This is a genomic window from Segatella salivae F0493, from assembly GCF_000477535.1.
GTDB classification, from domain to species: Bacteria; Bacteroidota; Bacteroidia; order Bacteroidales; family Bacteroidaceae; genus Prevotella; species Prevotella salivae.
The window spans coordinates 60,202-85,794 of record NZ_AWGW01000025.1; the positions used below are offsets into that span (position 1 = coordinate 60,202).

At 41.2% G+C, this 25,593-nt stretch carries 24 protein-coding genes and 1 pseudogene; 16 read left to right on the top strand and 9 right to left on the bottom strand.

What is annotated here, in order from left to right:
* Positions 1–197: 197 nt before the first annotated feature.
* The 5 genes from HMPREF9145_RS07890 to HMPREF9145_RS07910 all read right to left on the bottom strand — a co-directional run bounded on the left by HMPREF9145_RS07890 (position 198) and on the right by HMPREF9145_RS07910 (position 4,155).
* The gene (locus tag HMPREF9145_RS07890) at positions 198–509 is read right to left on the bottom strand and encodes a helix-turn-helix domain-containing protein (RefSeq protein ID WP_021826015.1); all 312 of its coding nucleotides are present in this window, start codon (positions 507–509) and stop codon (positions 198–200) included.
* A gap of 3 nt (positions 510–512) precedes the next feature.
* A complete protein-coding gene (locus tag HMPREF9145_RS07895) occupies positions 513–863 on the bottom strand; it encodes a type II toxin-antitoxin system RelE/ParE family toxin (protein ID WP_007134957.1) in 351 nt (116 codons plus the stop codon).
* 590 nt (positions 864–1,453) lie between these two features.
* Positions 1,454–2,548, bottom strand: coding sequence for a ribonuclease III (rnc, locus tag HMPREF9145_RS07900; protein WP_021825890.1), 1,095 nt, complete (start codon positions 2,546–2,548; stop codon positions 1,454–1,456).
* Entirely contained in the window at positions 2,538–3,800 is a 1,263-nt protein-coding gene (fabF, locus tag HMPREF9145_RS07905; protein WP_021825910.1) for a beta-ketoacyl-ACP synthase II, read from the bottom strand. Before fabF ends, rnc begins: the two co-directional genes overlap by 11 nt.
* Before the next feature lie 118 nt (positions 3,801–3,918).
* Positions 3,919–4,155, bottom strand: a complete 237-nt coding sequence (locus HMPREF9145_RS07910) for an acyl carrier protein (protein ID WP_004373076.1) — start codon at positions 4,153–4,155, stop codon at positions 3,919–3,921.
* A gap of 301 nt (positions 4,156–4,456) precedes the next feature.
* On the opposite strand from HMPREF9145_RS07910, the gene HMPREF9145_RS07915 reads away from it, so the two are divergent.
* Entirely contained in the window at positions 4,457–5,053 is a 597-nt protein-coding gene (locus HMPREF9145_RS07915; RefSeq protein ID WP_021825791.1) for a hypothetical protein, read from the top strand.
* Positions 5,054–5,059: 6 nt separating this feature from the next.
* On the opposite strand, the gene HMPREF9145_RS07920 is transcribed toward HMPREF9145_RS07915, so the two are convergent.
* Complete coding sequence (locus HMPREF9145_RS07920) at positions 5,060–6,100, bottom strand: glycosyltransferase family 9 protein (RefSeq protein ID WP_021825840.1); 1,041 nt, start codon at positions 6,098–6,100, stop codon at positions 5,060–5,062.
* A gap of 80 nt (positions 6,101–6,180) precedes the next feature.
* Complete coding sequence (locus HMPREF9145_RS07925) at positions 6,181–6,783, bottom strand: DUF4254 domain-containing protein (protein WP_007134961.1); 603 nt, start codon at positions 6,781–6,783, stop codon at positions 6,181–6,183.
* Positions 6,784–7,974: 1,191 nt separating this feature from the next.
* Between HMPREF9145_RS07925 and HMPREF9145_RS07930 the strand changes: the two genes are divergently transcribed.
* The 13 genes from HMPREF9145_RS07930 (at position 7,975) to HMPREF9145_RS13730 (ending at position 21,622) form a co-directional block, all read left to right on the top strand.
* A complete protein-coding gene (locus tag HMPREF9145_RS07930) occupies positions 7,975–10,170 on the top strand; it encodes a TonB-dependent receptor family protein (protein WP_196809754.1) in 2,196 nt (731 codons plus the stop codon).
* Between the two features lie 67 nt (positions 10,171–10,237).
* Positions 10,238–11,014 carry a class I SAM-dependent methyltransferase gene (locus tag HMPREF9145_RS07935; protein WP_036907144.1) on the top strand — a complete coding sequence of 259 codons (777 nt, stop codon included), beginning with the start codon at positions 10,238–10,240 and terminating at the stop codon, positions 11,012–11,014.
* An 18-nt stretch (positions 11,015–11,032) separates the two neighbouring features.
* Positions 11,033–11,647 (top strand): hypothetical protein, encoded by a 615-nt coding sequence (locus tag HMPREF9145_RS07940; protein ID WP_021825881.1) that lies wholly within the window; start codon positions 11,033–11,035, stop codon positions 11,645–11,647.
* 50 nt (positions 11,648–11,697) lie between these two features.
* Positions 11,698–12,276, top strand: coding sequence for a hypothetical protein (locus tag HMPREF9145_RS07945; RefSeq protein ID WP_036907081.1), 579 nt, complete (start codon positions 11,698–11,700; stop codon positions 12,274–12,276).
* Positions 12,277–12,357: 81 nt separating this feature from the next.
* A complete protein-coding gene (locus tag HMPREF9145_RS07950; protein WP_021826006.1) occupies positions 12,358–13,407 on the top strand; it encodes a hypothetical protein in 1,050 nt (349 codons plus the stop codon).
* Positions 13,404–13,997 carry a hypothetical protein gene (locus HMPREF9145_RS07955; protein ID WP_007134969.1) on the top strand — a complete coding sequence of 198 codons (594 nt, stop codon included), beginning with the start codon at positions 13,404–13,406 and terminating at the stop codon, positions 13,995–13,997. Before HMPREF9145_RS07950 ends, HMPREF9145_RS07955 begins: the two co-directional genes overlap by 4 nt.
* A 5-nt stretch (positions 13,998–14,002) precedes the next feature.
* Positions 14,003–16,444 (top strand): TonB-dependent hemoglobin/transferrin/lactoferrin family receptor, encoded by a 2,442-nt coding sequence (locus HMPREF9145_RS07960; RefSeq protein WP_231369775.1) that lies wholly within the window; start codon positions 14,003–14,005, stop codon positions 16,442–16,444.
* A gap of 16 nt (positions 16,445–16,460) precedes the next feature.
* The gene (locus HMPREF9145_RS07965) at positions 16,461–17,657 is read left to right on the top strand and encodes a hypothetical protein (protein ID WP_021825990.1); all 1,197 of its coding nucleotides are present in this window, start codon (positions 16,461–16,463) and stop codon (positions 17,655–17,657) included.
* A gap of 22 nt (positions 17,658–17,679) precedes the next feature.
* Positions 17,680–19,374, top strand: a complete 1,695-nt coding sequence (locus HMPREF9145_RS07970) for a hypothetical protein (protein WP_036907148.1) — start codon at positions 17,680–17,682, stop codon at positions 19,372–19,374.
* Between the two features lie 39 nt (positions 19,375–19,413).
* Positions 19,414–20,154 carry a hypothetical protein gene (locus tag HMPREF9145_RS07975; protein WP_021825898.1) on the top strand — a complete coding sequence of 247 codons (741 nt, stop codon included), beginning with the start codon at positions 19,414–19,416 and terminating at the stop codon, positions 20,152–20,154.
* Between the two features lie 142 nt (positions 20,155–20,296).
* Entirely contained in the window at positions 20,297–20,983 is a 687-nt protein-coding gene (locus HMPREF9145_RS07980) for a Crp/Fnr family transcriptional regulator (protein WP_021825807.1), read from the top strand.
* Between the two features lie 94 nt (positions 20,984–21,077).
* Positions 21,078–21,404, top strand: coding sequence for a hypothetical protein (locus HMPREF9145_RS07985; protein WP_021825839.1), 327 nt, complete (start codon positions 21,078–21,080; stop codon positions 21,402–21,404).
* 77 nt (positions 21,405–21,481) lie between these two features.
* A complete protein-coding gene (locus HMPREF9145_RS13730) occupies positions 21,482–21,622 on the top strand; it encodes a hypothetical protein (RefSeq protein WP_196809755.1) in 141 nt (46 codons plus the stop codon).
* Positions 21,623–21,814: 192 nt separating this feature from the next.
* Here HMPREF9145_RS13730 and HMPREF9145_RS07990 read toward each other — a convergent pair whose 3' ends face one another.
* The gene (locus HMPREF9145_RS07990) at positions 21,815–22,033 is read right to left on the bottom strand and encodes a hypothetical protein (protein ID WP_196809756.1); all 219 of its coding nucleotides are present in this window, start codon (positions 22,031–22,033) and stop codon (positions 21,815–21,817) included.
* A gap of 201 nt (positions 22,034–22,234) precedes the next feature.
* Between HMPREF9145_RS07990 and HMPREF9145_RS07995 the strand changes: the two genes are divergently transcribed.
* Complete coding sequence (locus tag HMPREF9145_RS07995; RefSeq protein WP_036907151.1) at positions 22,235–23,725, top strand: acetyl-CoA hydrolase/transferase C-terminal domain-containing protein; 1,491 nt, start codon at positions 22,235–22,237, stop codon at positions 23,723–23,725.
* A 60-nt stretch (positions 23,726–23,785) separates the two neighbouring features.
* A pseudogene (locus tag HMPREF9145_RS08000) lies at positions 23,786–24,097 on the top strand (BRO family protein); the annotation flags it as partial.
* Positions 24,098–24,272: 175 nt separating this feature from the next.
* On the opposite strand, the gene HMPREF9145_RS08005 reads toward HMPREF9145_RS08000, so the two are convergent.
* A complete protein-coding gene (locus HMPREF9145_RS08005) occupies positions 24,273–25,589 on the bottom strand; it encodes an adenylyltransferase/cytidyltransferase family protein (RefSeq protein ID WP_021825952.1) in 1,317 nt (438 codons plus the stop codon).
* Positions 25,590–25,593 lie beyond the last annotated feature (4 nt).

Consider the following 25,593-nt stretch of genomic DNA (forward strand, 5'->3'; position numbering starts at 1 on the left):
TGAGACAAAGAAACCAATTAGGAAGCATTAACGTTAAGTTTGAAGAAAGGGGAGTAAAGAGAATACTTATTCGCTTCTTTCTGACATTCTAAGCAATAAAAACAAGCCTTCTTGAATCTTATTTTCTATTGTTTGATTTACAAATCAATGCTTCCTAATTTCAAGATTCATTGTCCGAATCTAATAAATAAAAAGAATCAACCCACTACCATGGCAAATTTCAGGCCCAAAGCATTAGCAATTTGCAAGAAGGTTGATAGTTGCATATCACTGTTACCACGCTCTATCTGCGAGATATATTCACGCTTTTTACCTATCATTTCTGCCAATTGTTGTTGGGTGAGTTTTTGCATCTTGCGCTGCGTTTTCAATAGTTCTGCATAGTAAAATGCATTGGCACGTGCCTCAAAAGCCTTGCGTTCAGGACTGTCAATTGGGCCATATTTCTCATTAAAATGCTCACTCGAAGTATGCAATTGAGCCAATTTTTCTGCATCAAGTTTCTTCATATATCAATCCTCCAAATATTTTTCAATCAGTTTTTCAGCCTTCCTAACTTCTTTCTTATATTGCTTTTTATCCTTCTTAAGAAAGGAATTCAGAAACAAAACTTGTGAACAGTCAACAAAATTACTTGCATTTATTGCAAAGACTATCGTTCTATATTCATCACTACCCACTGAAATTCTTGCCTCATAAAACTCACTTCCTTCTATCTTTTTAATGAATTTACTATTCACAATACGCTGTGTTTTGATGATATGTTCTACATAATCATACTTTTCTTGCTGTCTAACATTCAGCATACTATAAAAGGATTCATAGTCTTCTGAATAGAAAATTTCTCTTATTTGTTCATCCATGGCAAAAGTAATTTATTTATTCTATATTTCCAAATAAATGGAATATATTTATTACATATTATATTTTTCAAGCTATATTATTATTAATCATGACATCAAATGCTTAAGATTACAAATATACAACTTTCAACTTAAAAAACAATTTTATTGTGAAATAAAAATGACGAATTAGCCTTCATATTCCTTACACACAATAACGTTATTTCAAACCCATTTATTCAACAAAATTATTTGATTCAGATGGGGCGATGATTCTACTCAAATTGGCCCACGATTTGACGGCTATTGGAGAACAAAAAGAAATATATTTCTAACTAATTGGAATTCAAATAGTTATAAATAAAAAAGAAAGAATAAAAAAGCTGCTTTGAAAGCATGTGATAAAAATAGTTATCAAGGGTAGGAATAAATAGCACAAACATTCAAAATTGAATAATTTTTATGGTGCAAACCATTTTGGATAGCAACCTCAAAAATATCTGATGTTCAATCCTCACTCATCAAAAAATGCAATGAAACGAGTCTTGTTTCATTGCATTTCTTTTTCGTCTAACAGATGTTTCCTTAGACTAAGCAGCAAGGAAGCATCGTTATTGTTTTGTGGTTTCATCAAAGGCAGCGGCTTCGGCAGCAGCAATGATTTCTTCATCACTTTGCTTGCGTGCGCTGATGTTGCTCAAATCAAATTCTGACGGCTTATTTTTTTGCTCACGTTCTGCCACTTCATTGTCGCTTCTATACATGGGTGAGCGGCGCCGATTCTTTGCCGGACGGTCCTCATACACCTTTTCATGGAACGCATTCTTATGTTTCTCTGCATCGGGGATAGTGTCATTTCCATTCTGCGAAATAATGAAACTATCGGCTGCATCGGTACTCGGCACATTCTCCACCGGCTCTTCTTCCATCTTTGTGCGATTGGCTTTTGCTGTGAAAACAGCATCGATGAACTGAGGTTCTTTGCGCAATCGTTCCAAGGTTAGTTTGCTGGCAAGCTGCTGACTCTCCTTTTTGCTGTAACCAACTCCGTTACATCCGTCAATGCCTTCAATGACAACCTTGTAGTTAAACACAGGACTTCCGTTATTATCCTTGCTTTGTTCGAGAATATCAAACGTCAGACGAACGCGGTTTTTCTGGCTCCATTCGATGAGTTTACTTTTGAAATTCACCTCCTTATAAGCCACTTTGTCGATGTTTATCATCTGTGCTAAGATGCGATTTTTCATGAAATTCATACATGCATCATAGCCTCTGTCTAAATAAACAGCGCCTACAAGGGCTTCAAAGGCATTGCCTCCCATGTAACTATTGTGCGAAGAGCTGCGCCCGTTACTAAGGATGAGTTGGTTGATTCCCAATTCATTGGCTAATTTATTGAGCGTTTCGCGCTGCACAAGTTTAGAGCGTGTGTTTGTCAGAAAGCCCTCGCGTTTTCCTGGAAAGTGTTGATAGACAATGTGACCAACAATGGCATCAAGGATGGCATCGCCCAAAAATTCGAGTCGTTCGTTGTTAACGGGCTTACCTTTTGCATTGCGTTTCATGATGCTTTTATGCATCAACGCAAGCTTATAATAGCTGATGTCGCGCGGATAAAAGCCTAAAATAGTGTATAAAGACGAATAAAGCTCCTTCTCCTTACGGAAAGGAAGCTTTATTCTATCAATGATTTTATTCAGCATACTTCTTGAAAACAACGCAGCAGTTGTGTCCACCGAAGCCGAAAGTGTTGCTTAATGCGGCACGCACTTCGCGCTTCTGAGCTTTGTTAAACGTGAAGTTCATCTTGTAATCCAATGCTTCATCGTTGTCACCTTCAGTGTGGTTGATGGTTGGAGGAACGATATCGTTCTTCACACTCAGCACACAAGCCAAGGCTTCTACAGCTCCGGCAGCACCAAGAAGGTGGCCCGTCATACTCTTTGTTGAGCTGATATTGAGCTTATAAGCATGTTCACCAAAGACGTCCTTGATAGCTTTTGCCTCTGAAATATCGCCCACTGGAGTAGATGTTCCGTGTACGTTGATGTAGTCGATATCCTCAGGTTTGAGGCCAGCATCCTCCAAAGCGCGTTGCATTACGAGTTTAGCGCCAAGACCTTCTGGGTGAGAAGCGGTGATATGATGTGCGTCGGCACTTGCTCCTTCGCCTACCATCTCTGCATAGATCTTAGCCCCACGAGCCTTTGCATGCTCTAATTCTTCGAGCACAAGACAGCCAGCTCCCTCGCCCATTACAAAGCCATCACGACTCGCACTGAATGGACGGCTTGCGTGTTCTGGGTCATCATTGCGGGTAGAAAGGGCGTGCATGGCGTTGAAACCACCGACACCAGTCTCACAAATGGCTGCTTCGGCACCACCACTAACAATGATATTAGCCTTACCAAGACGGATAAGATTGAATGCATCAGCCAAAGCGTTGCTTGAAGATGCACATGCACTCGTCGTGGTATAGTTTGGTCCGTGGAATCCATACTGTATACTAATCTGACCAGATGCAATATCTGCTATCATCTTTGGAATGAAGAAAGGATTGAATTTAGGTCCTTGATCTTCATGTTGTCCATAATATACCACTTCATCCTGGAACGTTTTGATTCCTCCAATGCCTACACCATAAACCACACCAATGCGGTTTAGGTCTTCTTTCTCAAGGTCAAGACCAGCATCTTTGATGCCTTGTGCAGCACTAACCATAGCCAACTGGCAATAACGGTCCATCTTTCGTGCCTCTTTACGATCGATATAATCGTTCAAATTCAAATCTTTTACCTCGCAGGCAAACTTTGTTTTGAACAACGTTGTATCGAAATGAGTAATTGGTGCAGCACCACTCTTGCCCTCAAGCAAGTTTTTCCAGGTTTCTTCGGGAGTGTTTCCAACAGGTGTAACAGCACCGAGGCCTGTTACTACTACTCTCTTTAATTCCATAATATAAATAAAAAAGATTAGGGATTAGGGATTAGTGACTGGGCACAATAGGTTGTAACCCAATCCTTAATCACTAATCCCTAATCGTATTATTTGCAAAATAACTTAAGTAAAGCTATTACTTTGCGTTCTCTTCGATGTACTTAATGGCGTCACCTACAGTCTGAATGGTCTCTGCTTTGTCGTCTGGAATAGAGATACCAAACTCTTTTTCAAATTCCATAATCAGCTCTACAGTGTCCAAAGAGTCAGCACCAAGATCGTTAGTGAAGCTTGCTTCTGGCTTAACTTCAGCCTCGTCAACACCAAGTTTGTCTACGATAATAGCCTTTACCTTGCTTTCAATTTCTGACATAATAGTTACTTTTTAAAATGTTTATAATTAATTTCTAAATGAAAAACTGGATGCAAAGGAACTAATTTATTTTCAATTTCCCAAACTTTTCATACAAAAAAGCGTCAAACGCTGCACAAACACCCCCTAAGTGTGTAATAAATTGACGTGCGTTAACAATTAAATTCGCTCTTTACTCCACTTTTTTTAATTTGCGTTTTCTTTTATTTCGCCATTTCATCTTATCTTTGCAACCGATAATTTTGATGCTAAAAAGAGGTTTCTTATACCTCTTTTATAATAAATATCAACACTAAACGAAATGAAAAAAATAACATTTATTGCTATCGCACTGATGCTTTCAGTCTTGAACATGAATGCACAGACGCCTTCAGACTCATTGAACAAGCCCGTAAAAAACCTCTCTGTTGAACTCATGGGACCTTCAAACATGCTGGGTATTCACTTTGATTCGCGTTTCAAGGCCAACAAAGGATTTGGCTATTCGGTAGGATTGGCATGGGCATATCTGTCATCTGATAACTTCATCAACGACATTAATCACTTTAATATCGTTTCTTTTGTGCCACGATTAAACTATCTTATTGGTCGTAAAAACAAGAAATTAGAGCTTGGTGTAGGTGCAAATCTCAGCTTGGTTTTCGGCAGATACGAGTATGATTCGTATAATTTAGTACAACAACCCGATAATTCTTATAAGTTAGTTTTTGACAAACATATCAAAGAAAACCGCAGTTTTGGCTTCTATTATCTCTTTACTAACATTGGTTATCGCCGTCAAGCACCCCATGGTTTCATGTTTCGTGCAGGCATCTCTCCTATCTTTGGATTCAGCGAAAGCCACTCGGTTAAAAAGGTATTTGTGTTTCCTTATTTAGGATTTGGAAAGTCTTTCTAAGCTGTTTTAATTGAAAAACTGTTTGATTTTCGCTACAATCATCTCTGGACGAATGTCGTTCATGCAAGCATAATCACCGCGCAAACAGGGTTTATTGCCATAAACTGAGCATGGACGACACGCCATATCCAACTCAACGGCATTCTCCTCACTTTGATTCCAGCCCATAAACCCTGCGTAAGGATGCGTGGCTCCCCAGATGCTTATAACCTTTGTGCCCACCAACGAGGCCAAATGCATGTTGCCACTATCCATACTTATCATCACATCTAAATGGCTCATGAGTATCAATTCGTTACGCATTCCACCGAGAACTGCCGAAGCATTCGTGCAATTAGCATAGCGTTTGGCCCATGAGTTGAGTGTTTCGCGCTCCTTTCCACCGCCTCCAAAGAAGAAAATGCGGCATGAGGGATAGACCTTTATCAGTTGTTCAATGGTTTGTTCCATCTTCTCTAACGGATAAATCTTCCCCTTGTGAGCTGCAAAGGGGGCTATTCCTATCCAACGCTGAAACTTCTTTTTCTCACCGATGAGGGGCATAAGCTGACGCAGATTCCCTCCTTTCTCACCAAAAATAGAGTGAAATTCAAGGCTCACGGGATAGCCTAACTTCGCTAAAACGGCTGCATAATTCTCAAAAGAAGTGGGTTGTTGCACCTTCACCTTATTCTTTTCACTACACAATAACTGCTTTCCTTTGCGATGTTTATCAATATGTGCGACATGAAATCCACACAAATGGAATCGTAAACGCAGGTATTTTGTTCTAAGCACATCATGCATATCGGCCACCGCAGTAAAGTTTTTGGCAGCCAATCTGCGATAGAGTGCGTTCAAACCTGATAGTCCTTGATAATCCTTTTTAAGGTCGGCACTCATAAAACTCACGTTAGAAGAGAGTCCTTCAAACAGCGAACGAGCAAAGGGTTTGCTTAACACCGTCACATGAATATCAGGATATTGTTTCATCAACGAGGCCACAACAGGCACCAACATGGCTACATCACCAAGGGCAGAAAAGCGGATAAGGAGAAGATGTTTCATGAAAACACTGGGCCGAAGGCTTCATTTCTTCTTTCCAACGGCCTTTTCTAATGAGCAGTTTATATTTAGTTTATCGTCTCTTATTTCTTATATAACACAGGGTTTGTATCTGCATCATTATACATTTTCATTTGACGATACACCTTCATATACTTCTTTCCGTCGGCTATATCCTCAAGCAACTGGTCGACAGCTGTATCTAAATCGCGTTGCTGTTCAAGCAAAACGTCTAACTTAGCGCGGCACTTTGCAAGATGTTCTGGTGTGGCATCATTGCGCTCTGCCTGCTCTTTCATGTGATAAATCTTTAGTGCCAAGATGCTCAAACGGTCCACAGCCCAAGCCGGACTCTCGGTGTTGATGCGTGCATCTGGCTTTACTTTCACCTCTTTATAATAGTCGCGGAAGTATGAATCAATCTGTTCTACAAGGTCAGTGCGGTCTTGATTGCTCTTGTCTATACGGCGTTTGAGCGTCAAAGCCTCTACTGGATCAATCGCAGGATCACGGATAATATCTTCAAAATGCCATTGAACGGTATCTATCCAACACTTCTTATAGAGTTTGTTTTCGATTGTTCCTTCTTCAAAAGGATTACAAATGGGTGTGTCAATGTTGTCGTTTACATGGTAATCATGAATCGCTTTACCGAAGATTTCATTGCAATGTTGTGTGAAAGACATATCTTATAATTTATAGGTTATGCATATATTGAATTGGTTCTCGATGGATTAGGTCTGCCGGTCTGCATGCAAACGATGATGAATGGCAAAGCCGAACCATGAACGTCTATATTGCAAAAGTAAATATTTAATTTCAAAATCGCAAACATTTATCCACAATATGTGTTGATAAGTGGGTGGAAAAGGTGTTCAAAACCCCTTTCTTTCTTTTCCACTTATCCACAGCCCACGACCCACTCCACGCAGCTGTGGATATCAACAGGCTTATACCGCCACAATATTCCACTTATCCACGCTTTTTCTTTCAGTTAAGTTATAAACTTATGAAATATCATGTCATCTCATTATTTGTGGATAACCTTCTATCTCTTTGAATCTCAACAGAAAGTAATCCCACGTGATGTTTATAAACAAACGCTATTTGTGGATATCGCTATCTTGCTGATTTCATGACTTAAACTATCAACTTTTCAACAACCATTATTATTACTCTTCATTTTTTTCTTTAAAATTTAAAGTATAGAATAAAAAGAAACAAAAGGGAAAAAATGCGCATCTGTGATTTTAACCTCAATGAAACATAACGCGTAAAAGGCTTCATGAAATTTATTTCATGAAGTAAGTTTCTCATCACTCGTCTTTACCCAAAGGCTGTTGGCTACTCATCGTGTTTATGGTTTGCAGCAAATTACTGCGCCATTCACATGATTTCACGGCCTCATTTGATTCTGATTGCGACCCGATTTGACGCAGATGTTGAAACAATGGTGGATAAACGGAGTAAGCGTTTCATTCTCAGCAGGTTATAAGCAAATGGGCAGTGAGCAATAAAACGCATGCGTAGGCGAGGCAATGGCAATTCAGGTGTGTGCGAAAGAAATCGTGAAGGTTAAGTCATTAAACCTATACTTTCATGTGTAGTCAGGGCAGGCATAGGCTTCCTTTAATGATGTTGTTTAACATAAACATAGGTTGAGCGAAACAGCGTAACTCGCTTTGCAGTAAGTTCTTGGGGTAGCTATTTGCTTAATCATTACTAATGAGTATTTATATTCATCGGTCGCATTTGTTACTTCCATTCATTTAACATTGCTTTAACTTTGTAACTCAATCGAATGTTAACATTGATGAGGTCGTTGAATCTCTGATAATTATCTTTAACTCTTGGACTTTCGCAAAACATTTTTTGCCTTGTTATGCCTCGCAAGCGCTTTCTCCACTGTTCAAGCACAGAGAAAAGCTAACTTGAAAGATACCGTTATTCAATTGAAAGTGGTATCGGTCATGCCCAATTACAGCCTTACCTCGCCCACCATGCTACAGGCGTTGTCGAGTCAACGCCGCATTGCGGGCAGCACTTCACTTGTAGAAATCAAAGCCGATAACCAGCATCTCGCAACAATGAAAGACGCTTTGCGCCTTCAACCCGGTGTAATCATCCAGGATATGTTTGGTGGTAACGACCAGCCGAGGCTCAACATACGAGGCTCTGGCATTCAAAGCAATCCACAACGGCGTGGCGTTTACCTGCTTCAAGACGGCATACCTGTTAACTTTTCTGACGGTTCTTACGTCGTAGGTATTATGGATGCGATGACTGCCCAATATATAGAGGTGTTCAAAGGAGCCAATGCTTTGCGCTTTGGTGCAGGCACCTTGGGTGGCGCTTTGAACTTTGTGAGTCGCACAGCCCTTAGTGATACCACAACAAGCATAAAGCTTGAAGGAGGTTCTTATGGCAGTTTTGGCCTCACTTTTACTACAGGTCGCCACATGGGAGCCTGGGATGTGTTTGCTGCTTCAACCTATAATCGGCAGGATGGCTACCGCATTTACAATCAGAACAGACGCTTAACGGCTTCACTCAACATAGGATGGAGGAATAAAAATAAAACTCTTGAGAATAGAACCTTTATGCATTTCACTCATCTTTTCTTTGAAATGCCGGGTCCACTGACGCTCGATCAGCTGATGAAAGACCCCAAACAGGTGAGTGCCGGCGTAGACCTTCCCTTCTCGATGGGGCCAAACATTCTTCGCGATAAACCCTATCGCAGCGTAGATATGGTGCGCATTGCCAATCAAACAGGTATTCATCTCAGCAACACGAGCAATCTTTCAGCTGCTGTTTACTATCAATATGCCAACGATTGGTTTGCATTTCCCATCACCATTTCAATCCCTCATTCTTATAATAATGATGTAGGCATGACCTTGTTTTATAATTATGCGCATGCGAGGATACAGCTTTCATCAGGACTTTTGGGTTCATGGGGCTGGATAGATCGGCGCACTCATATCAACAAAGACGGCAAAGCATCGTTTATGTTCGCCCATGACAGACTGCAAGCTGCCAATCTTACGACCTTCGTTGAAGTCGACTATGCCCTTAAAGACCGTCTACACGTGGTCTTAGATGTGCATGGTGTGCTCAACAAACGCAACAGTCGAGACGTCTTTTCCGACCCTTCTTTGCGCCCATGGTATAGTCATATGTCGGGCAAATACCGCTATTTCTATTCCAACAACAGTTCACAGCACCGCCAATATGCAGCTTTCAATCCGCGCATGGGTATGGTTTTCAACGCTGTAAAGCATAAAGACATCCAACTCTTTGCCAATATCAGTCGCAGCTATGAGCCTCCAACCTTCGATGAACTCGTGGGAACGGAGGTGACTTCAAATATCAATACGAGTCCGAAAAAACTCTTTTCTATCGGTTTGGAGAAACAAACGGCCACGACTTTTGAGGTAGGAAGTAAGGGACGTTTATGCCAATTGTCGTGGAATGTGGCTTATTATCACTCGTGGGTAAACCATGAAATCCTTGAAGTTAAAGACTATGTGCGGGGTCTAAAGCGTACGGAGAACTATCCACACACCTTGCATCAGGGCTTGGAAATAGGCATTCAGGCAGCAAGTAAGCCTCATTTCTTTGGTCGAAACATTGGTACTTTCACGCTCGGTGCAGTCTATGATTACAGTCGATTCATCTTCAAAGGTGGAAAATATGATGGAAAATATCTTGCAGGTATACCCAAACATTACGTCAATGCCTCGTTAGACTATCGCCATTCTTCAGGACTTAATGGTTCGGTTGCATTGGAACTTAAACCCGGAAAGACGCCGATTGACCACACAAACACCATGTTTCAGCCTGCCTATCATGTGTGGAATGCCCGCCTGGGCTATCAGTTGGGCAAGCATATCAATGTATATGCCGAGATGAAGAACATCGCTAATCGACGTTATGCATCAAGTTATATCGTCAGTGATGAGATACATCAGCCGGCCATTCCATTCCCCAACTTCACTGCCCACCAGCTAACCTTCTTCATTCCCGGCCCTGTTCGCAGTGTCTATGCAGGCCTTACATGGCGTTGGTAGAAAGAAATCAATTTACAATAAACATAAAATCATCATGAATAATAACAATAATAAAAACGAAAAGACTATGGTAGAAAAACGCATGAACATGGAACAAGGGCACTGGGTATTGGCAAAACTCGGAAAGAAAGTATTGCGCCCAGGAGGTAAAGCCTTAACACAGGCAATGCTTAATGCCATGAATATCACGCCCGATGACGACGTTGTAGAGTTTGCTCCGGGTCTCGGCTACACGGCAAAGCTGGCACTTTCCCGCCATCCTCATAGCTATACAGCGGTTGAACTCAATGCCGAAGCGGCGCAACGCGTTAGAGATAACGTGCAGGATGACACGATAAATATTGTCATTGGCAATGCTTCAGAGACAGGTTTGCCTGATAAGAGCGCATCAAAGGTATATGGTGAGGCCATGCTTACCATGCAAAGTAAACAACAAAAGCAAGCCATCATCGGCGAAGCAGCACGCTTGTTGCGCCCGGGAGGCTTATATGGCATCCACGAAATAGGCATCTTTCCTGATGATACGCCACAAGAGGTGCGCCGAGAGATAGAGAGTGATCTTGCAAAAGGCATCAAAACCAATGTCCGTCCGCTTACCGTTGCCGACTGGAAGCAGTTGTTAGAGGACAATGGATTTGACATTTCATTCATTGAAAGCAAGCCCATGCATCTGTTAGAACGTAGGCGTGTGATTGCCGATGAAGGCCTTTGGAATTTCATTTGCATTGTGTTTAGAATGTTGAAAAACCCTGTTGCCCGCAAGAGAGTATTGGAAATGCGCAGCATCTTCCGTAAACATGCCCACCACATCAATGCGATTTGCATTGTGGCACGCAAGCGATAGGGATATAAAAGCAAATCAATGAAGAAAAGAAAACATTGTTTTAAGGTGGCATCGAGGCTGCAATTATGGCTGAAAATGCTTTGTTTTTGCTTGGCATTGGGCTTGATGTCATGTGAGAAAGAATCGTTTTTATCAGATGATTTGCGTCAGGGCGACAAACTCTTACCCAATAAGAAAGACTATGTGGATAAGGATTTAGGCACTCGTTTGTTAGCCGAAGCCATACAAGGTGACTTTAATTCGCGACTGTCGATGATATATTATGATGCCGCACGCAAGGAACCATTGCTCTATTTCACTACCGGCAAGCACCAAGTGCAGTGTAGTGTCAATGCAAATGGGTCGTTACATGTCAGCATTCACAAGTTCCACACGAACTTTATGCCGTTATATATCAGCGTCGAAATGGATGTATTGCTCACCGAAACCCAAGGCGACACGATTCGTTTGCAGGGACGTGACGGCATTGTTCGCACTTCGGATGAGGGTAAACAGATTGGTTTAGAACTGCCAGAAAGCGATGATGCCGAGCTCGAGGGCTACTATCTGCGTTCTAAAAAGGAGGTTTCGGCGTTGATAGACCTTATGTTACCCATCGCCATGAAGATGCAATGGCAGGGCACAAAGCCATAAAAAAGGAGATAAGTTAACATTAGTAATTGATAAATTAAATTTAGAATAAGATGAAAATAAAGCAATTTCAACAGATGATGAGCATGGTTGCAATGCTCATTTTGGTGGCATTCATGACAACATCATGCAATAAGAGTGATGAAGATACAGACGGTTCAGTGCCTATAAGCAAAGTAGTTGACTCCTATAGTGTGACAATCACGCCGACAATTCAAAACCAAAAGATGGCACAAGGCACTCATACGGTGAAGTTAGAAACCACAAACAACAAGAAACAAGTACGCTTTCACTTCGAAAACTTCAATGGAAGAATGTTTGAACCTAACGGAAAACTCAGTGAGAATCAATTCATGCCATTTGAAGTTTCGGTTGACATGATTCTGAATGTTACTTCAAACAAGGATGGAAGTGTAAGCTTTAAATCAGAGAAAGGCACGTTTAAGGCAAAGCCAAAAGATGGAAAACCCATCGACATGAGTAAGCTTCCAGAGGGTATTCTGCCTCCAAACCTGAATGGTTTCGAAACAGATAAGGCGCAGGCGGAAGGCACTTTAAAAAATGGAAGACTATATCTTGTTCTTTCACCAATGATACTTCCTGTGAAGATTATTATTGACAGTAACAATTAATCGTTATAAATCCTGTCACGAGACATAAGCCTTTGTCTCGTGACATCCTAATAATAAATCAATAATTATTATCAAAAAAGAATGAACTTAAACAAATATAATGGAGTGAAAAGCATCACTGCTGTATGTGGAGGCATGCTTTTGGCACTGTGTTTTCTTGTGAGTGGTTGTACAAAGACAGAGTTAAACGAGACTGAAAGAGGATTGGTGGCTAAACAAGAATTGGCTGATCGCTTCGACAAACTCTTCTATGAAGGTTTTGAAAACCCTGATGAGACGGAGAAAAAGCTAAGAGAATTTGAACTCAATGATTTGGTTTCAAACGATAAAAACCTGCTGACCGACCAGGATATTCGTGTCGATAAGTCGATGATTGAAATGACTATTCGGTTGAGAAGAATACAAAACACGTTGGAAACTGAGCTTAACAAGGGCACAATCTTCGACGGATTTATTCAGAAAAACAGGGTGTTGCTCAACTGCAAGAGCGTGCTTCAAGAACTGCCTTATCGTGCAAGAAAGGGCAAAAAGTATGAATATTTGGAGACGAAAGTGGCCGATATAGAACGTCTAATCAATGAAACATTGACGAAGAAAGAAAGAAGTTTAGGCCCAATTCCTAACGAGTTGTTGGGAAAACAATGGAAATGGAAGATAGATTTCGACCCCTATCAGTTCAATTCTGCCGACCTTTTTTCGGATATTTTCAAGAAATTGAAAGACTTTAGCTTTGATTTTCATTTCAATAACGACAATACCATCACGGCAAAACGTTTCTTCTTGGCCCCTGTTATCATAGAAGGTTCAGAGAGTTTTGATGCAGCCGGCGACTGGACTCCAGCGTTAATGGGAGATAAAAAGATAGAATGCTATACATACAATCATAAGCTATTCTTTTATGTTCCGATGATAGACAACGCCGATTTCAATACAGGTCGGGGCAATGTTGCACATGCTTGGTACTATGAATACGATTATAAGGTTGAGGGAAATGAATTGATACTCACGATGAATCGTGTGGGGCTGTACACCATGGTCAATCAGTTTATCACCACAAAGAATGACAATGAAATGGAATATAGTTATGATGCGGCTTTCAAGTCATTCACTTTATCGAGTAATTCGCTATGAATCACGCAGTAAAATCAATGCTATCGTTGTGTGTTTTCATGCTAACGGTTTTTGCAAGTTGCATCAATCGTGAGTTTGATAGTAACGATGAGTTTAAGCATAGCAAATCCATTGCGCTCAATGCAGACAATGATCGGCTGCTCTCTCGCATCTTTATTATCAATGAAAACAAGTCTTATTTGTGGTTTGACCTCAATAATGAGGTGGCAAACTTCTCTAAACCTCAGTTCACTTTGCCTATCATTGAAGGCGGAAAAAACAGTTTTCGCAATCTTCCCTTGCGTGGATTGATTTATGAATACAAGGCTTCGGAGAATGAACTCACATTTAAGAATGTGCCCGAACAATTCGTTCAGATGGGCAACGACCAACTTTCGTTGACGTTTAAGCTGTCAATGACCGATGGAAAAGAGGTGGTTCTACCCAATAAGAAAGTGGTAGAGACCTCGAAAAAGCAATATCTTCTGACCTTGGTTCGCCTTCAGTTTGCCTCTGATAATGCCACTTTCAATGTGGGAGAGAAGATAAAACGAGGGGGGAGAACCTATGAATTTCTTCCGTTTAAGACCGAACTCACGCTGATAAATTAATGAAAATGAACCATAAACTATATAGGTTGATACCATTATTGTTGTTGGTTGGCGTGATTAAAGGTCATGCACAACAAACACGATTGGACACAACGAAGACGCAACAGATAAAGGAAGTCGTTGTGACGGCCGACAAACACAATAAGAATGTGGGCGAAATCAAACGCACAGCCGAGCAACTTCGGGTGGAGATGCCTGTCGATATGAACGACTTAGTGCGTTATATTCCGTCGGTAGGAGTGTCGGTTTCGGGTTCAAGAGGAGGCATGCGAGGCTTTGCTATCCGTGGAGTTGAGGCCAATAGAGTGGCAATCAGCATTGATGGTATACTGCAACCAGAGATTCAAGACAATATAGTCTTTAGCTCATATGGCCTTTCTAATGCCTCAAGAATAGACTTTGATCCCTACTTTGCAACGTCAGTTGAGATTCAGAAAGGAGCCAATTCGTTTGTCAGTGGGACTGGAGCCTTGGGCGGAACTGTTAACTATTCGACGAAGGAAGCACGCGATTTGATTGGTGAAGGCAAGTCATGGGGCGTGTTGTCGACAATTAATTATAACGGGAAAGAGAACCTACGAACCTATCTTTTGGGTGGGGCTGCGCGTTGGAATCATTTTGATGTGCTGCTGATGGGTGCGCGTCGGGATGGCAATGAGCTTAGAAACTTCTCGCATGGAAAGTATACCCGCAACATCACTTCTACGCAAATAGACCCTATGGACTTTCATCAGAATACATGGTTAGGTAAACTTTCCTATGCGCCGAGCGACAATCATAAGTTTGTTTTGTCGTTTTATGCGATGAATCGCAAGACAAATGCCGATATCTGGACCCTCGAACCGATAGATGCTTTCACTGCCGATGGGAAACCTTATTACTATTCTCATGACCAATCGCTTTGTCGTTCACTCTCGTTTTCCTATCGATACCTGAACGAAAAAGGCTTTGTTCGTAAGCTGATGGCAAAGGCTCATCTGCAAAATTCCTATTTGGATGCCACCACATGGACCGACTTTTATCGTCCAAACTTCGACCTTGTGAACAGTGATATGACCCTCATCTACGAGGGAAAGCACACGAAGTATCGCGGACAAGCTACAAAAGACAAGCTCATTCAATTGAATATAGACAGCAAACGCTTTGATTTGGGCAACTTAGGAAGCCATATTTTCAACCTCTCTACATTGATAATGCAGCGTAACAGCGATGCAAGAAACGTGGATATTGAAGCTCCTTTGGCCTCAGATCCAGTCACTGGATACACGGTTAGAATGGGAAAGGTTTATAAATACGGTGAAGCCATGGGGGTGTTTGCCCAAACTTATTCGTTCTTAAACCCCATAACACGATTCAATTGCGGGCTTTCTTTGATGGATGATATAGCGTTTGGCAAGAAGTTAACAATGAAATTGGGCGTGAGATACGACTATTTCTTGACGAAAGACAAGGCAGACGAGGGCGAACAAAATATGGGATATATTCGCTATCTCTTGCAAAACATGCAGGGAGCAGCTATGAATTTCGACCCCATTCACGACAAAGAATCAGGCTTTTCGTTTTTAACGTCGGTGTCTTATGCCTTCCATCCGCTGCTGAACACATCCTATCGGTTCTCTACAGGCTTTCGAGTTCCGAACACAGAAGAGAAGTATTTCCAGTTCTATAGCCTTTGGCCATCGTTTGTTGTGTTATCAAACAGGGGCTTAAAAGCCGAGAAATCTTTCAATCATGAAGTCGAATTAAATGGTCGGGGCAAAGGTTTTGGCTATTTGTTGAGCCTGTATTATAACCAATATTCAGACTTTATAGAGCTGAAACAAGGCACATTGACGATTGAAGAGCCTTTAATGCAGCGGTCAAAAAGCATTTCTTATGCCAAGAATGTCAATCAGTCGTCGGCCCATTTGATGGGATTTGATGCCGCCTTACAGGTATATCCCGGTGAGTGGATAGACAGATTACAAGGCTTTATGCTTTCATCGGCCTTTAGTTATGCCGAAGGAGAGTCGTCATCGGGAATGAGTATGCTTGGCATTCAGCCTTTAACGGGAAACGTCGGCATTGAATATACATCGCCAAATGGGTGTTGGCAGGCCAATGTTAAAGCCAATTTGTTCTTTGCAAAGCCTGTATCTCAAACTACTTTCTGGGATAAAGACGCCGCAGGAAAAGAGCTTATACGCCGTTATCCGGCTTCATTCATGAGCAATGCTTATACATTTGATGTCTACGGATATTACAAACTGACACGCAATCTCACGCTAAGGGCAGGCATATATAACCTGTTAAACAATGAGTATCTACGTTGGGATGACTTGCGACAACTAACAAATCCCGCACTGCTTTCAAACATAAACTACTTCTTTCAGGATGGAAAGAAGTCATTGAGCAGGTTTACTCGTCCTAAGAGATATATCTCTATAGCTCTTGAATACAAACTTTAAACGAAATAAAACAGATATGAAAAGAACATTAATCATTGTCAGTCTGCTCGCAACCCTACTCTTTTCGGCTTGTGATCAGCGCAATACGATTGACGTATATGAAACAAACAGTACGCCAGACCTAAGTAATCCTGTCATACAAAAGCTGACAAATGTCAGTTGGTATAAGGGAGGTAGCTTAGAAAACAGAACAGTTTGGACCACCACTAAGTTCAAAGATAAAGCTTCTTCGCCTTTTGAGAGCATGCTTTATTCTATGGCTTGGATAGGAATGGAACTTCATCGGGACGGCACTTCCACGCTATTGTTCCGCCCACCCTTTGGAGAAAGCACTTACATCTTTTGCCAAGGGAAGTGGAAAGTGTCTGAAACCGAGAAGAATACTGTTATCATCGACACGAAGATTCCAGTGGGATATACTAATATTAAGCTTAAAGTGAAGAATATAGAAGCTAAAGATAATGTCAGCATTCTTACCGCTTCATTGGACTTTGGCGACCGAATCTTGATGTTAGACTTTTATAATAGCACTTCGATTTATGGTGATGAACCTGATAAAGACTATCCCGGTATCGGCAAATCTACAAGTCAAGATTGGTTCTCTACAATGAAAGTGCAACACGATAAGCTTGCAGAGAGCGACTTTCTCAACACTTCTTGGGAGACCATAGGCTATAAAGCAGAGAATAAAGACGAGGTAGATGATAAGTCGGAACTATCTATGCGCACGCTGTATATAGACGATTTGCTGACTAAAACGCCTGCTTTCTTCTTTGGTTTGAAGTTCTCTTTCGCTGAGAATCATAAGGCTTTTATTCAATCTCCAACGCTAATGAAAGACTTGTATCAAAAGAATTGGAGTGAGATTGAAGAGGAAAAATATCCTGTTGTGACGGCAAATTGGAGAATAGATGGTAGCCGTCTCATCGTAGAAACAGACGAATTGCCTTATACAAGCTTTGGAGAAACGATGTTTAACCTTATCACTGACAAGACACAGGCCGTCTTCTGGCCTTCTAAAACGCCTGATAAGGGAGTGTATTTATGGCGACATTTCTACTATATCTTTGAGGTTATAAAGCATACCGACAAAGGAAACTGGTATCGAATCACGTCACCTGAGGAGACACACTACGTGTTTATGTTGAAGACTTCAATGCCCGATGTCTCTAAATTTGTAGGAGTTAAGGACGCGGTTAGTAAATTAAATTAAGATAATGAAAGGCATATTGAAAATGAAAAAGTATCTATATACGTTATTGTCCCTATTATTTGTGGCTACAATTTCATCGTGTGAGAAGGGCGATTTGCTGAACATCATCACGCAAGATATTGACTTAAACGAGAACTCTAAAGAGTATCAACAATACCTAAAGGAGCGAATTGAGTCGTATTTGAAGACTTATCGTTTTGAAGAAGCAAAGAAATTAGTGCCTAAACTCGCTGAAGAGGAGGCGCAAAAGCGGTTTTGGCTCTTATATAATAAGTATCATCAAGAGGCTCTAACGCAAGGATGTGGCTATATCTTAGCGTCAGGTGACACGCTGTTTCTAAAGGTAATGAACAAAGACGAGATAGCCCCGAGCCAGTTAAAAGCGTTGACTTCGTTTTATGATTACCTCGAATTGAAGGGCACAAACCAAGAAACAACGCTGTGGGGCTTAGGGAATTATCCTGCATTGGAAACGCTTTCGTTCCCTTCTTGCTTTGTTTCTAAGGTGAAAGATCTTGATAAACTCAAGCAACTTAGAGTCTTTTCGCTCACTGCCGACAAAGAGAAATATGAGTGGTGGTTTACTTCTAAGGCTTTCAAACCTATTGATATGGCGGGTTATGACCTATCAAAGAATGATAAGTTAGATTCACTTCTGTTCGATGGTGTAGACATTTCGAATCTCAAAGTGACTCCAAACACCATGCGGTTACTGTCATTGAAGCACGGCATTTATACCAATGCGAGCCTCAATAACATTCATGTAAGGAACATAGATATAGAGAATTCGGACGCAGCCGATGACAAATTGATTATCAATAACAAGGCAATTCAGCGCTTATCTATTGAGACTAATGCCGACAATAATAAGCCGTTTAAGCTTATAAACGTAGCAAACTCGTCGTTACATAAGCTTTATGTGGTGGAAACTTCAATGGAACAGCGCACACTAAAGAAGATAATCTTGAATGAAAATATAGATACTTTGACTATCGGTGGCTATATTTCGCGCGGCGATGTGCCACAACAAAGCGTGGAACTCGTTGGACTTTCAAGGCTCAATCGACTCAAACGTTTATCTTATAACCCTGATTTCAGCCCCATAGCTACTAAGGATTTGCCGAAGAATATAGAGGGATTGTATATCGGTGGCTCTGGAAATGTGCCCTATAAAGACGGAGATTCGTTTGACTATAGCCACCTTTCAAAGCTTAAAATCTATTCAAACGGAAAGTTTATTTCGGCAAATATGAAGCTATCTACAGCCATAGATTCGATTTATTTGTTTCCTTCTCAGGTATTTGGTGACTTAAAAGAGCTTGACTTTTCAAGCTTAAAATTCACCAAAGCCGATATTTATATAGGCAGTTTAACGCGGAATGATGTGGATTTGCCTATGCTTAAGCGCTTCGTTTTCCCTGCAACACTGAGACAACTCAAGTTGAGTAATGCTCAAAGTGAGGTCTTAGATTTGAGTCGTTGCACGCATTTGAAATCCCTTTATGTCGATGATTCACGTACAGGAGAGAGGGCAATTAAGAAACTGATACTGCCAAAGAATCTCAAGAAGAGTGACTTTAAGCGACAGCATAAGAGTCAGTTTGAAAACGATTATGCCTTTAAGTTGTCGGATATTAGTAATGAAACAATGATTGAAAACCTGCCTTCGTGGGTTGAAAATGATGGAAACGGGACGTATAGTGTACCGAATGATTAGTGAAATGAATATGGTTTTAACTCTAAAATAAATTGTAAAATGAAAAAGATATGTAGTAATCTATTCGCTGTTCTCTGTCTGATGATGGGAACAATGATGATGTTTTCGTGCTCAAAGAGTGAGGATACGCCCAATGAAAAGGGTAATCCTGAGGCACAAGTAAAGGTGAAAGAAGAAACGAAATCGGCTATTATCAGCGTTAAAAACCTACCCGCAAAGAGCGAAGTGCTGTTGGTTTATGCTGACGATCGGGGGCAGATGCTCACCAAAGGCCTTACCGATGCACAGGGAAACTGGCAGTTTGATGCCGATCAATTGGTGGGATTTGAACAGCATTTGAAGGTAATGGTGAAAGAAAATGACCAAAACAAACTGATTCAAACCCTCACTATTCCGGCTGCAAAGCAAACTCTCACACAGCAACAGATAGAGAATTTGCTGATGAAACACACCTGGAATTCGGTTGTTTACACTTCACGCATGCTCATTAAACATAAGGGAAACCTGCGTTTGGATATGTTTATAGGGGTTGCACAAAAGCAGTTTAAGTTTGAAAATCATGGTAAGTTTGTCTTCAAAGTAACCTCTCCACTGAACTTTACCGATAATAATGGCTCGTGGAGCCTTAGCCATCAAGAGCTAACCATTAATACAAAGATTCCTCTTGGACCTCTATCCATGACGCATGTACGCATAAATAAACTCACCGACGATGAGCTTTCGCTGTTGGCAGAGATATCCGATGGCTTGTTCTTAATAGGTTTTAAGCCACTGAGTTAAGATTCATTATTGGGGCGGAAGCGTGAGTTTCTGCTCCATTTTTTGCTTTTTGAAGTTCAGAAATGCTATAAAATACATAAAAATAGGTATGCCATAGTTTTGAGAAAGTGTGTACTTTTGTAGGCGAAAGGTTATCATTTACATGGAAGAAACGCTCTACTCAAAACTCGAAACCACTGCACTCTTCTCGGGTTTAACTGCAAATGCCATTGAAGAACAATTGAAATCACTGCATTATAGCCTTCAAAAGGTGCCTGCAAAGACGCTGTTCATGGCAGAACATCAACCACTTCACGAGATGATATTGGTGCTTGAAGGAAAGGTTTCGGCAAGAATGGGGTCGTCGCGCAGCAAGTCTTTGATGGTAGACTACCTCAAACCAGGATTTATGTTGGCTCCGGCCTTCATACTTTCTGACCATAACCAGCTGCCTGTTGAAGTCAGAGCAGTTGAAGAGAGTACGCTTTTTTGTATGCCGAAAGCTGATTTTTCGCAGCTGATTAACACCAATAGTCTTGTCTTATTCAATTTTTTGGATATCCTTTCCAATATCAATTGTTTCCTGATGAATAAGATTCGGATGATTTATATGGCTTCCATCAAAGAGAAAATAGCCTCGTTTCTGCTCCATAATGTTGAGGCTTCACACGCTAATATCGTACCATTGAGGTTGTCAAGAAAGCAACTTGCCGATAGGTTTGGTGTGCAAAAGAGTTCACTTATCCGTACACTTAACGATTTAGAACATTCAAATCTTATTTTCGTTCGTGAGAAAGAAATCGTTGTTCTCAATGTCGTCGGACTCAAAAATGTGTTGAAAGGAAAGTAAAATAGTATTTTCTCATTCGCCGTTTCCCGCGCAAAACATGCAAGTTTTGTATTTATCAATTTAGCAACACCATAAGCGTTGTGGCAATGTTTGAATGAATGTGTCCGTTATTGTGAATGTTGTGATTGTTCAACGCCGTGGGTGTTGTGGCAATATTACAATGGATGTATTCACCATTGTGAATGTTACAACGATGCAACGCCGCAGGTATTATGCCAATATCCCAAAGAATACATCCGCCATTGTGAATGTTACAACAATGCAATGTCGTGGGTATTATACCAATATCCCAGAGAAACCTCCCCACATTATGAATGCGCTCACCATGCAACTCGGTACGAGTTGTTCTTTTGATAGCCCGGGGTTGGCGAGGAACGAGCCTACCCCGGGTCAACGTTCGCAAGGAGATTCAACGCCATAGGTGTTGAGCTTTTTCTGTGAAGTCACGCTAACAATGAAACCTTTTATGGCGGATTAATCCAAAAAAGCGCAACACCTATGGCGTTGTTTCCCACACAACATACGCTAACCCAGGGTAGCCTACACTATCGTTTGGCAACCCTGGGCTATCAAAAACGCAACACCTACGGCGTTGAAACGTGCATTTTCCTATACGATTTCTTTTGTCTTACAACATGATTCAGTGGCTTGTCACGTGGAAATAAACATTATCTATGACACTAATTCAAATAATTTGTGAAACAATATGTATCGTGGCATAATTCAACATTAAATATATTATGTCACAATTTGTACCATTTCACGCGCTAATTTGCGTCAAATGGCGATGTGTTTTGCCGTATTTTACACGATGAAATGACGCAAATCATTTTACCCTTCATTAGTAACAATATCACCAACCCCAATTAACCTTAAAATAATACCTTCCATTTCCACGACTAACCACTCCCCTCCCTCTTCGGGGAGGGGCTGGGGGTGAGGCTTTGTTTTCCTTCCCCCACCAAACAAAAAGGATGAGAACTCTACTTTTTTAACATCTTTTTTGCACTGAATATCAATTATTTCACCTATATTTGAGACATGAATCACCCACCTTTTTAGAATGAGGTGGAAACGCATGGAATATTGTTTGCAGACTGCATTGATAGCCCATGTTTTGGAAGTTCACTTTAATGTGTACGTGCTTACACCTGCTTGGAAAACTTTTTGGCTGTGAAAGGACTTGTTGCTAACGGGTTTTGGGCCTTAAAAAACATAGAAAACACGATTATATTTAACTTTAATAAGCTTATGATATATGCAAAATTGACAGCTGCAGAAGCTGCGGCCATGATTCAAAATGATGAAACTGTGGCGCTATCGGGCTTCACTCCGAATGGTGTTGCCAAAGCCGTTTTTCGCGAACTCTCTAAGCGTGCCTTGCACGAACATGCCGAAGGACGCCCCTTTAAGGTTGGAATCATCACGGGAGCCTCTACGGGTCAGAGTGTAGAAGGCGACATGGCAGCTGCTAACGCCATTAAGTTTCGCACGCCATTCTCAACAAACAAGGACTTTAGAGAGCACGTAAATGCCGGTGAAATAGACTTTGAAGATATGCATTTAGGCCATGTTGCCGAGCGACTTCGCCGTGGTTTCTATGGTGAAATCGATTGGGCTATCATTGAAGTAAGCGGATTTATGCAGGCCGGAAGTACGTGTCGAGGCTATCTTACGAGTGCAGGTGGCGTGGTTCCAACGATTGTTCGCATGGCCAAACATGTGATTTTAGAACTCAATACGTTTCATAGTTTGCAGTCACGCCTGTTGCATGATGTCTACGAACCGGCTCGTTGTCCTCATCGTTTGCCGATATTGATCAATCAAGTAACCGATAGAATAGGAAAAGAATTTGTCGAAATAGACGGTCATAAGATTGTGGGTGTGGTGGAATGTTGTATTCCTGAGGAGGCAAGATCCTTCAAACCCGTTGATGAAGTGACGAGTAGGATGGGAAATTTTGTGGCAGATTTTTTGGTTTCCGACCTGAAACGAGGTCTTCTTCCGAAAGAGTTTCTCCCCGTACAGAGTGGTGTTGGTGTCATCAGTAATGCCGTTTTAGAGGCTTTGGGGCATCATCCTGGCATTCCAAATTTCTCTGTTTATACCGAAGTTGTACAGGATGCGGTGATTAAACACATGAAAAACGGGAAGATTATAGATGCGAGTTGTTCGTCATTAACAGTGACAAATGAGACTCTTATGGATATTTATAGTAACATGGACTTCTTTTATCGTCACGTGGTTATACGCCCAAGTGAGATCAGTAACTCACCCGAGGTGATACGACGGCTTGGAGTTATTGCCATGAATACAGCCATGGAGTGTGACATTTACGGTCATGAGAACTCCAGTCATGTGTGTGGTAGTCAGCTGATGAATGGCATTGGAGGCTCATGTGACTATGAACGTAATGGTTATTTGAGTATCTTCACGATGCCAAGTACAACAAAAGATGGCCGAATCAGTACGATTGTACCAATGTGTAGCCATGTAGACTCAACGGAACATGACGTAGATGTGATTGTGACGGAACAAGGAGTAGCTGATCTTCGCGGTAAAGGGCCGCAGCGAAGAGCTATAGAAATCATTGAAAACTGTGCGCATCCAGACTATCGTCCGTTGTTACGTGAGTATCTACGCAAAGCGGGTTGCGGGCACGAACCCCATTGTTTATCTTCTGCTTTGGCTTTTCATGAGGCCTATTTAACAAAGGGTGACATGCGATTGGCTTCATTTTAAGGAGAAAATAGAATCATTAAAATAAATCAATCTATATAAATTAAGCGATATCAAAAGGCAATGGATAAAAAGATTATTATGCAATATAAGGCCTCTTTCGATAGCATTGTTCAGTATATTGAAAGCGATGATGCCAAAGAACAAATCGAAGTGTGGTTTGCACGCGAGCTACAAAGTATATTAGGTTATGCCCGTTGGGAGAACTTTCTGGTCGCTATACATCGTGCAATGGATTCATGTAAGTCGCAGAATATCAGTGTTGATGATCATTTTCGTGAGGTCACGAAAATGATATCAATAGGAAAAGGTGGAAAAAGAGAAGTATCTGACTTCATGCTTACACGTTATGCGTGTTATCTTATCGCTCAAAATAGACCCTTTTATAATTGTCAAAGAGGGTACGAATCCTATTATTTATCTTAATTTATGGCTTTTCATGAGGCCTATTTAACAAAGAGTGACATGCTATTGGCAGCGCTTTAAAGGCATAACGCCCAATAGTTTGTAGGATTAACTATTGGGCGTTGTTATGCAATATCAATGACAATTAAATGAGAATGACATCTTTTTGTGCATAAAAGTCTTTGATAGTTTTCACAATAGCCTTTGAAACGGCGGTATCAATATAGTTATATGGGCGTTGTGTTTGAATGGATTTAACAAACGAAACAAGTTCATAGCGGATACCTTCGCCATCGAGTTGATAGAAATAGCGCTTGTTGTTGGCGGGATTTTCTTTTCTGATTTCAAAATAATCTGTTTTCCACCATGGTGAAGGTACATAGAGATAACCTTCTGTTCCCGATATAATCAACTCACCTTCTGACTTCACTCCTTGCCCTACTTTCATAGAGGCCACGGCATGATTATACGTGAAAGATATCTTTGTAAAGGCATCAAATAGGTTCTTATCATCATCAAGTCGTGTTACAATTTGACGTTGATGATAATCTGTTCCGAGTAATTGGAAGATGGGAAGTAGGGCAGTTGGTCCCCAGGCGCATATGCTATTCCACTCTTTTTGCACATTAGAAAGGCTCGTACATGTGGCATCTACCGAGACAATATCGCCGATAACACCGGTTTTTGCCAATAAAATCAGCCGATAATACGCCATAGAATAGGCTGTTTTCAGTGCGTCGGCGAGGATACATCCGTGCTGTTTGGCCAGCTCACGGAGTTCTTCATATTGCACAAGATCAATCGTTATGGGTGACTCACAAAGTACATTCAGCCCATGATTCAAAGCTTTTTTGATGTCTTCATAATGTGAAACAGGACTTGAAATGATGTATACGGCATTGCAATTGTCAAGTAATTCGTCGATGGTTTCATACGAAGGAATATCTTTTATGCTGCTGTTGAGCTTGAAATGTGAACGCGAATAGATGCCCGAAACATGTAGTCCGTTTACATAATTGGCTTCTCTTACAATCTTATTCAATATGGGCGACTCACCGATGAGCCCCAAGTGAATATCACATTTCTCTGCTCTTAGCTCCGAACTTGATATGCCTTGCGTTCTATCTAAATAGACAACCTTACAGTATTCGTTAAGATAGTCGAAGTGACCTTTCCAATCTGACCCCACCGTAAAGATGTCTATACCCAATCGTTTGATGTCATCAATCTTCTGACCCTCATATTCTTCGACGATGATTTCATCGGCAAGACCAGTTTGTCTGACGTTTTCTATGCGCTCAATGAGTGATTGTTGCACGTTAATCTTACCTCGGGCGCGGTCGAAATTGTCTGCCGTTACACCGACAACAAGGTAATCTCCCAATGCCTTTGCACGCTCTAAGAGTCGAATATGACCTTTATGTATGAGGTCATAAGTGCCATAAGTGATAACTTTTTTCATGTAA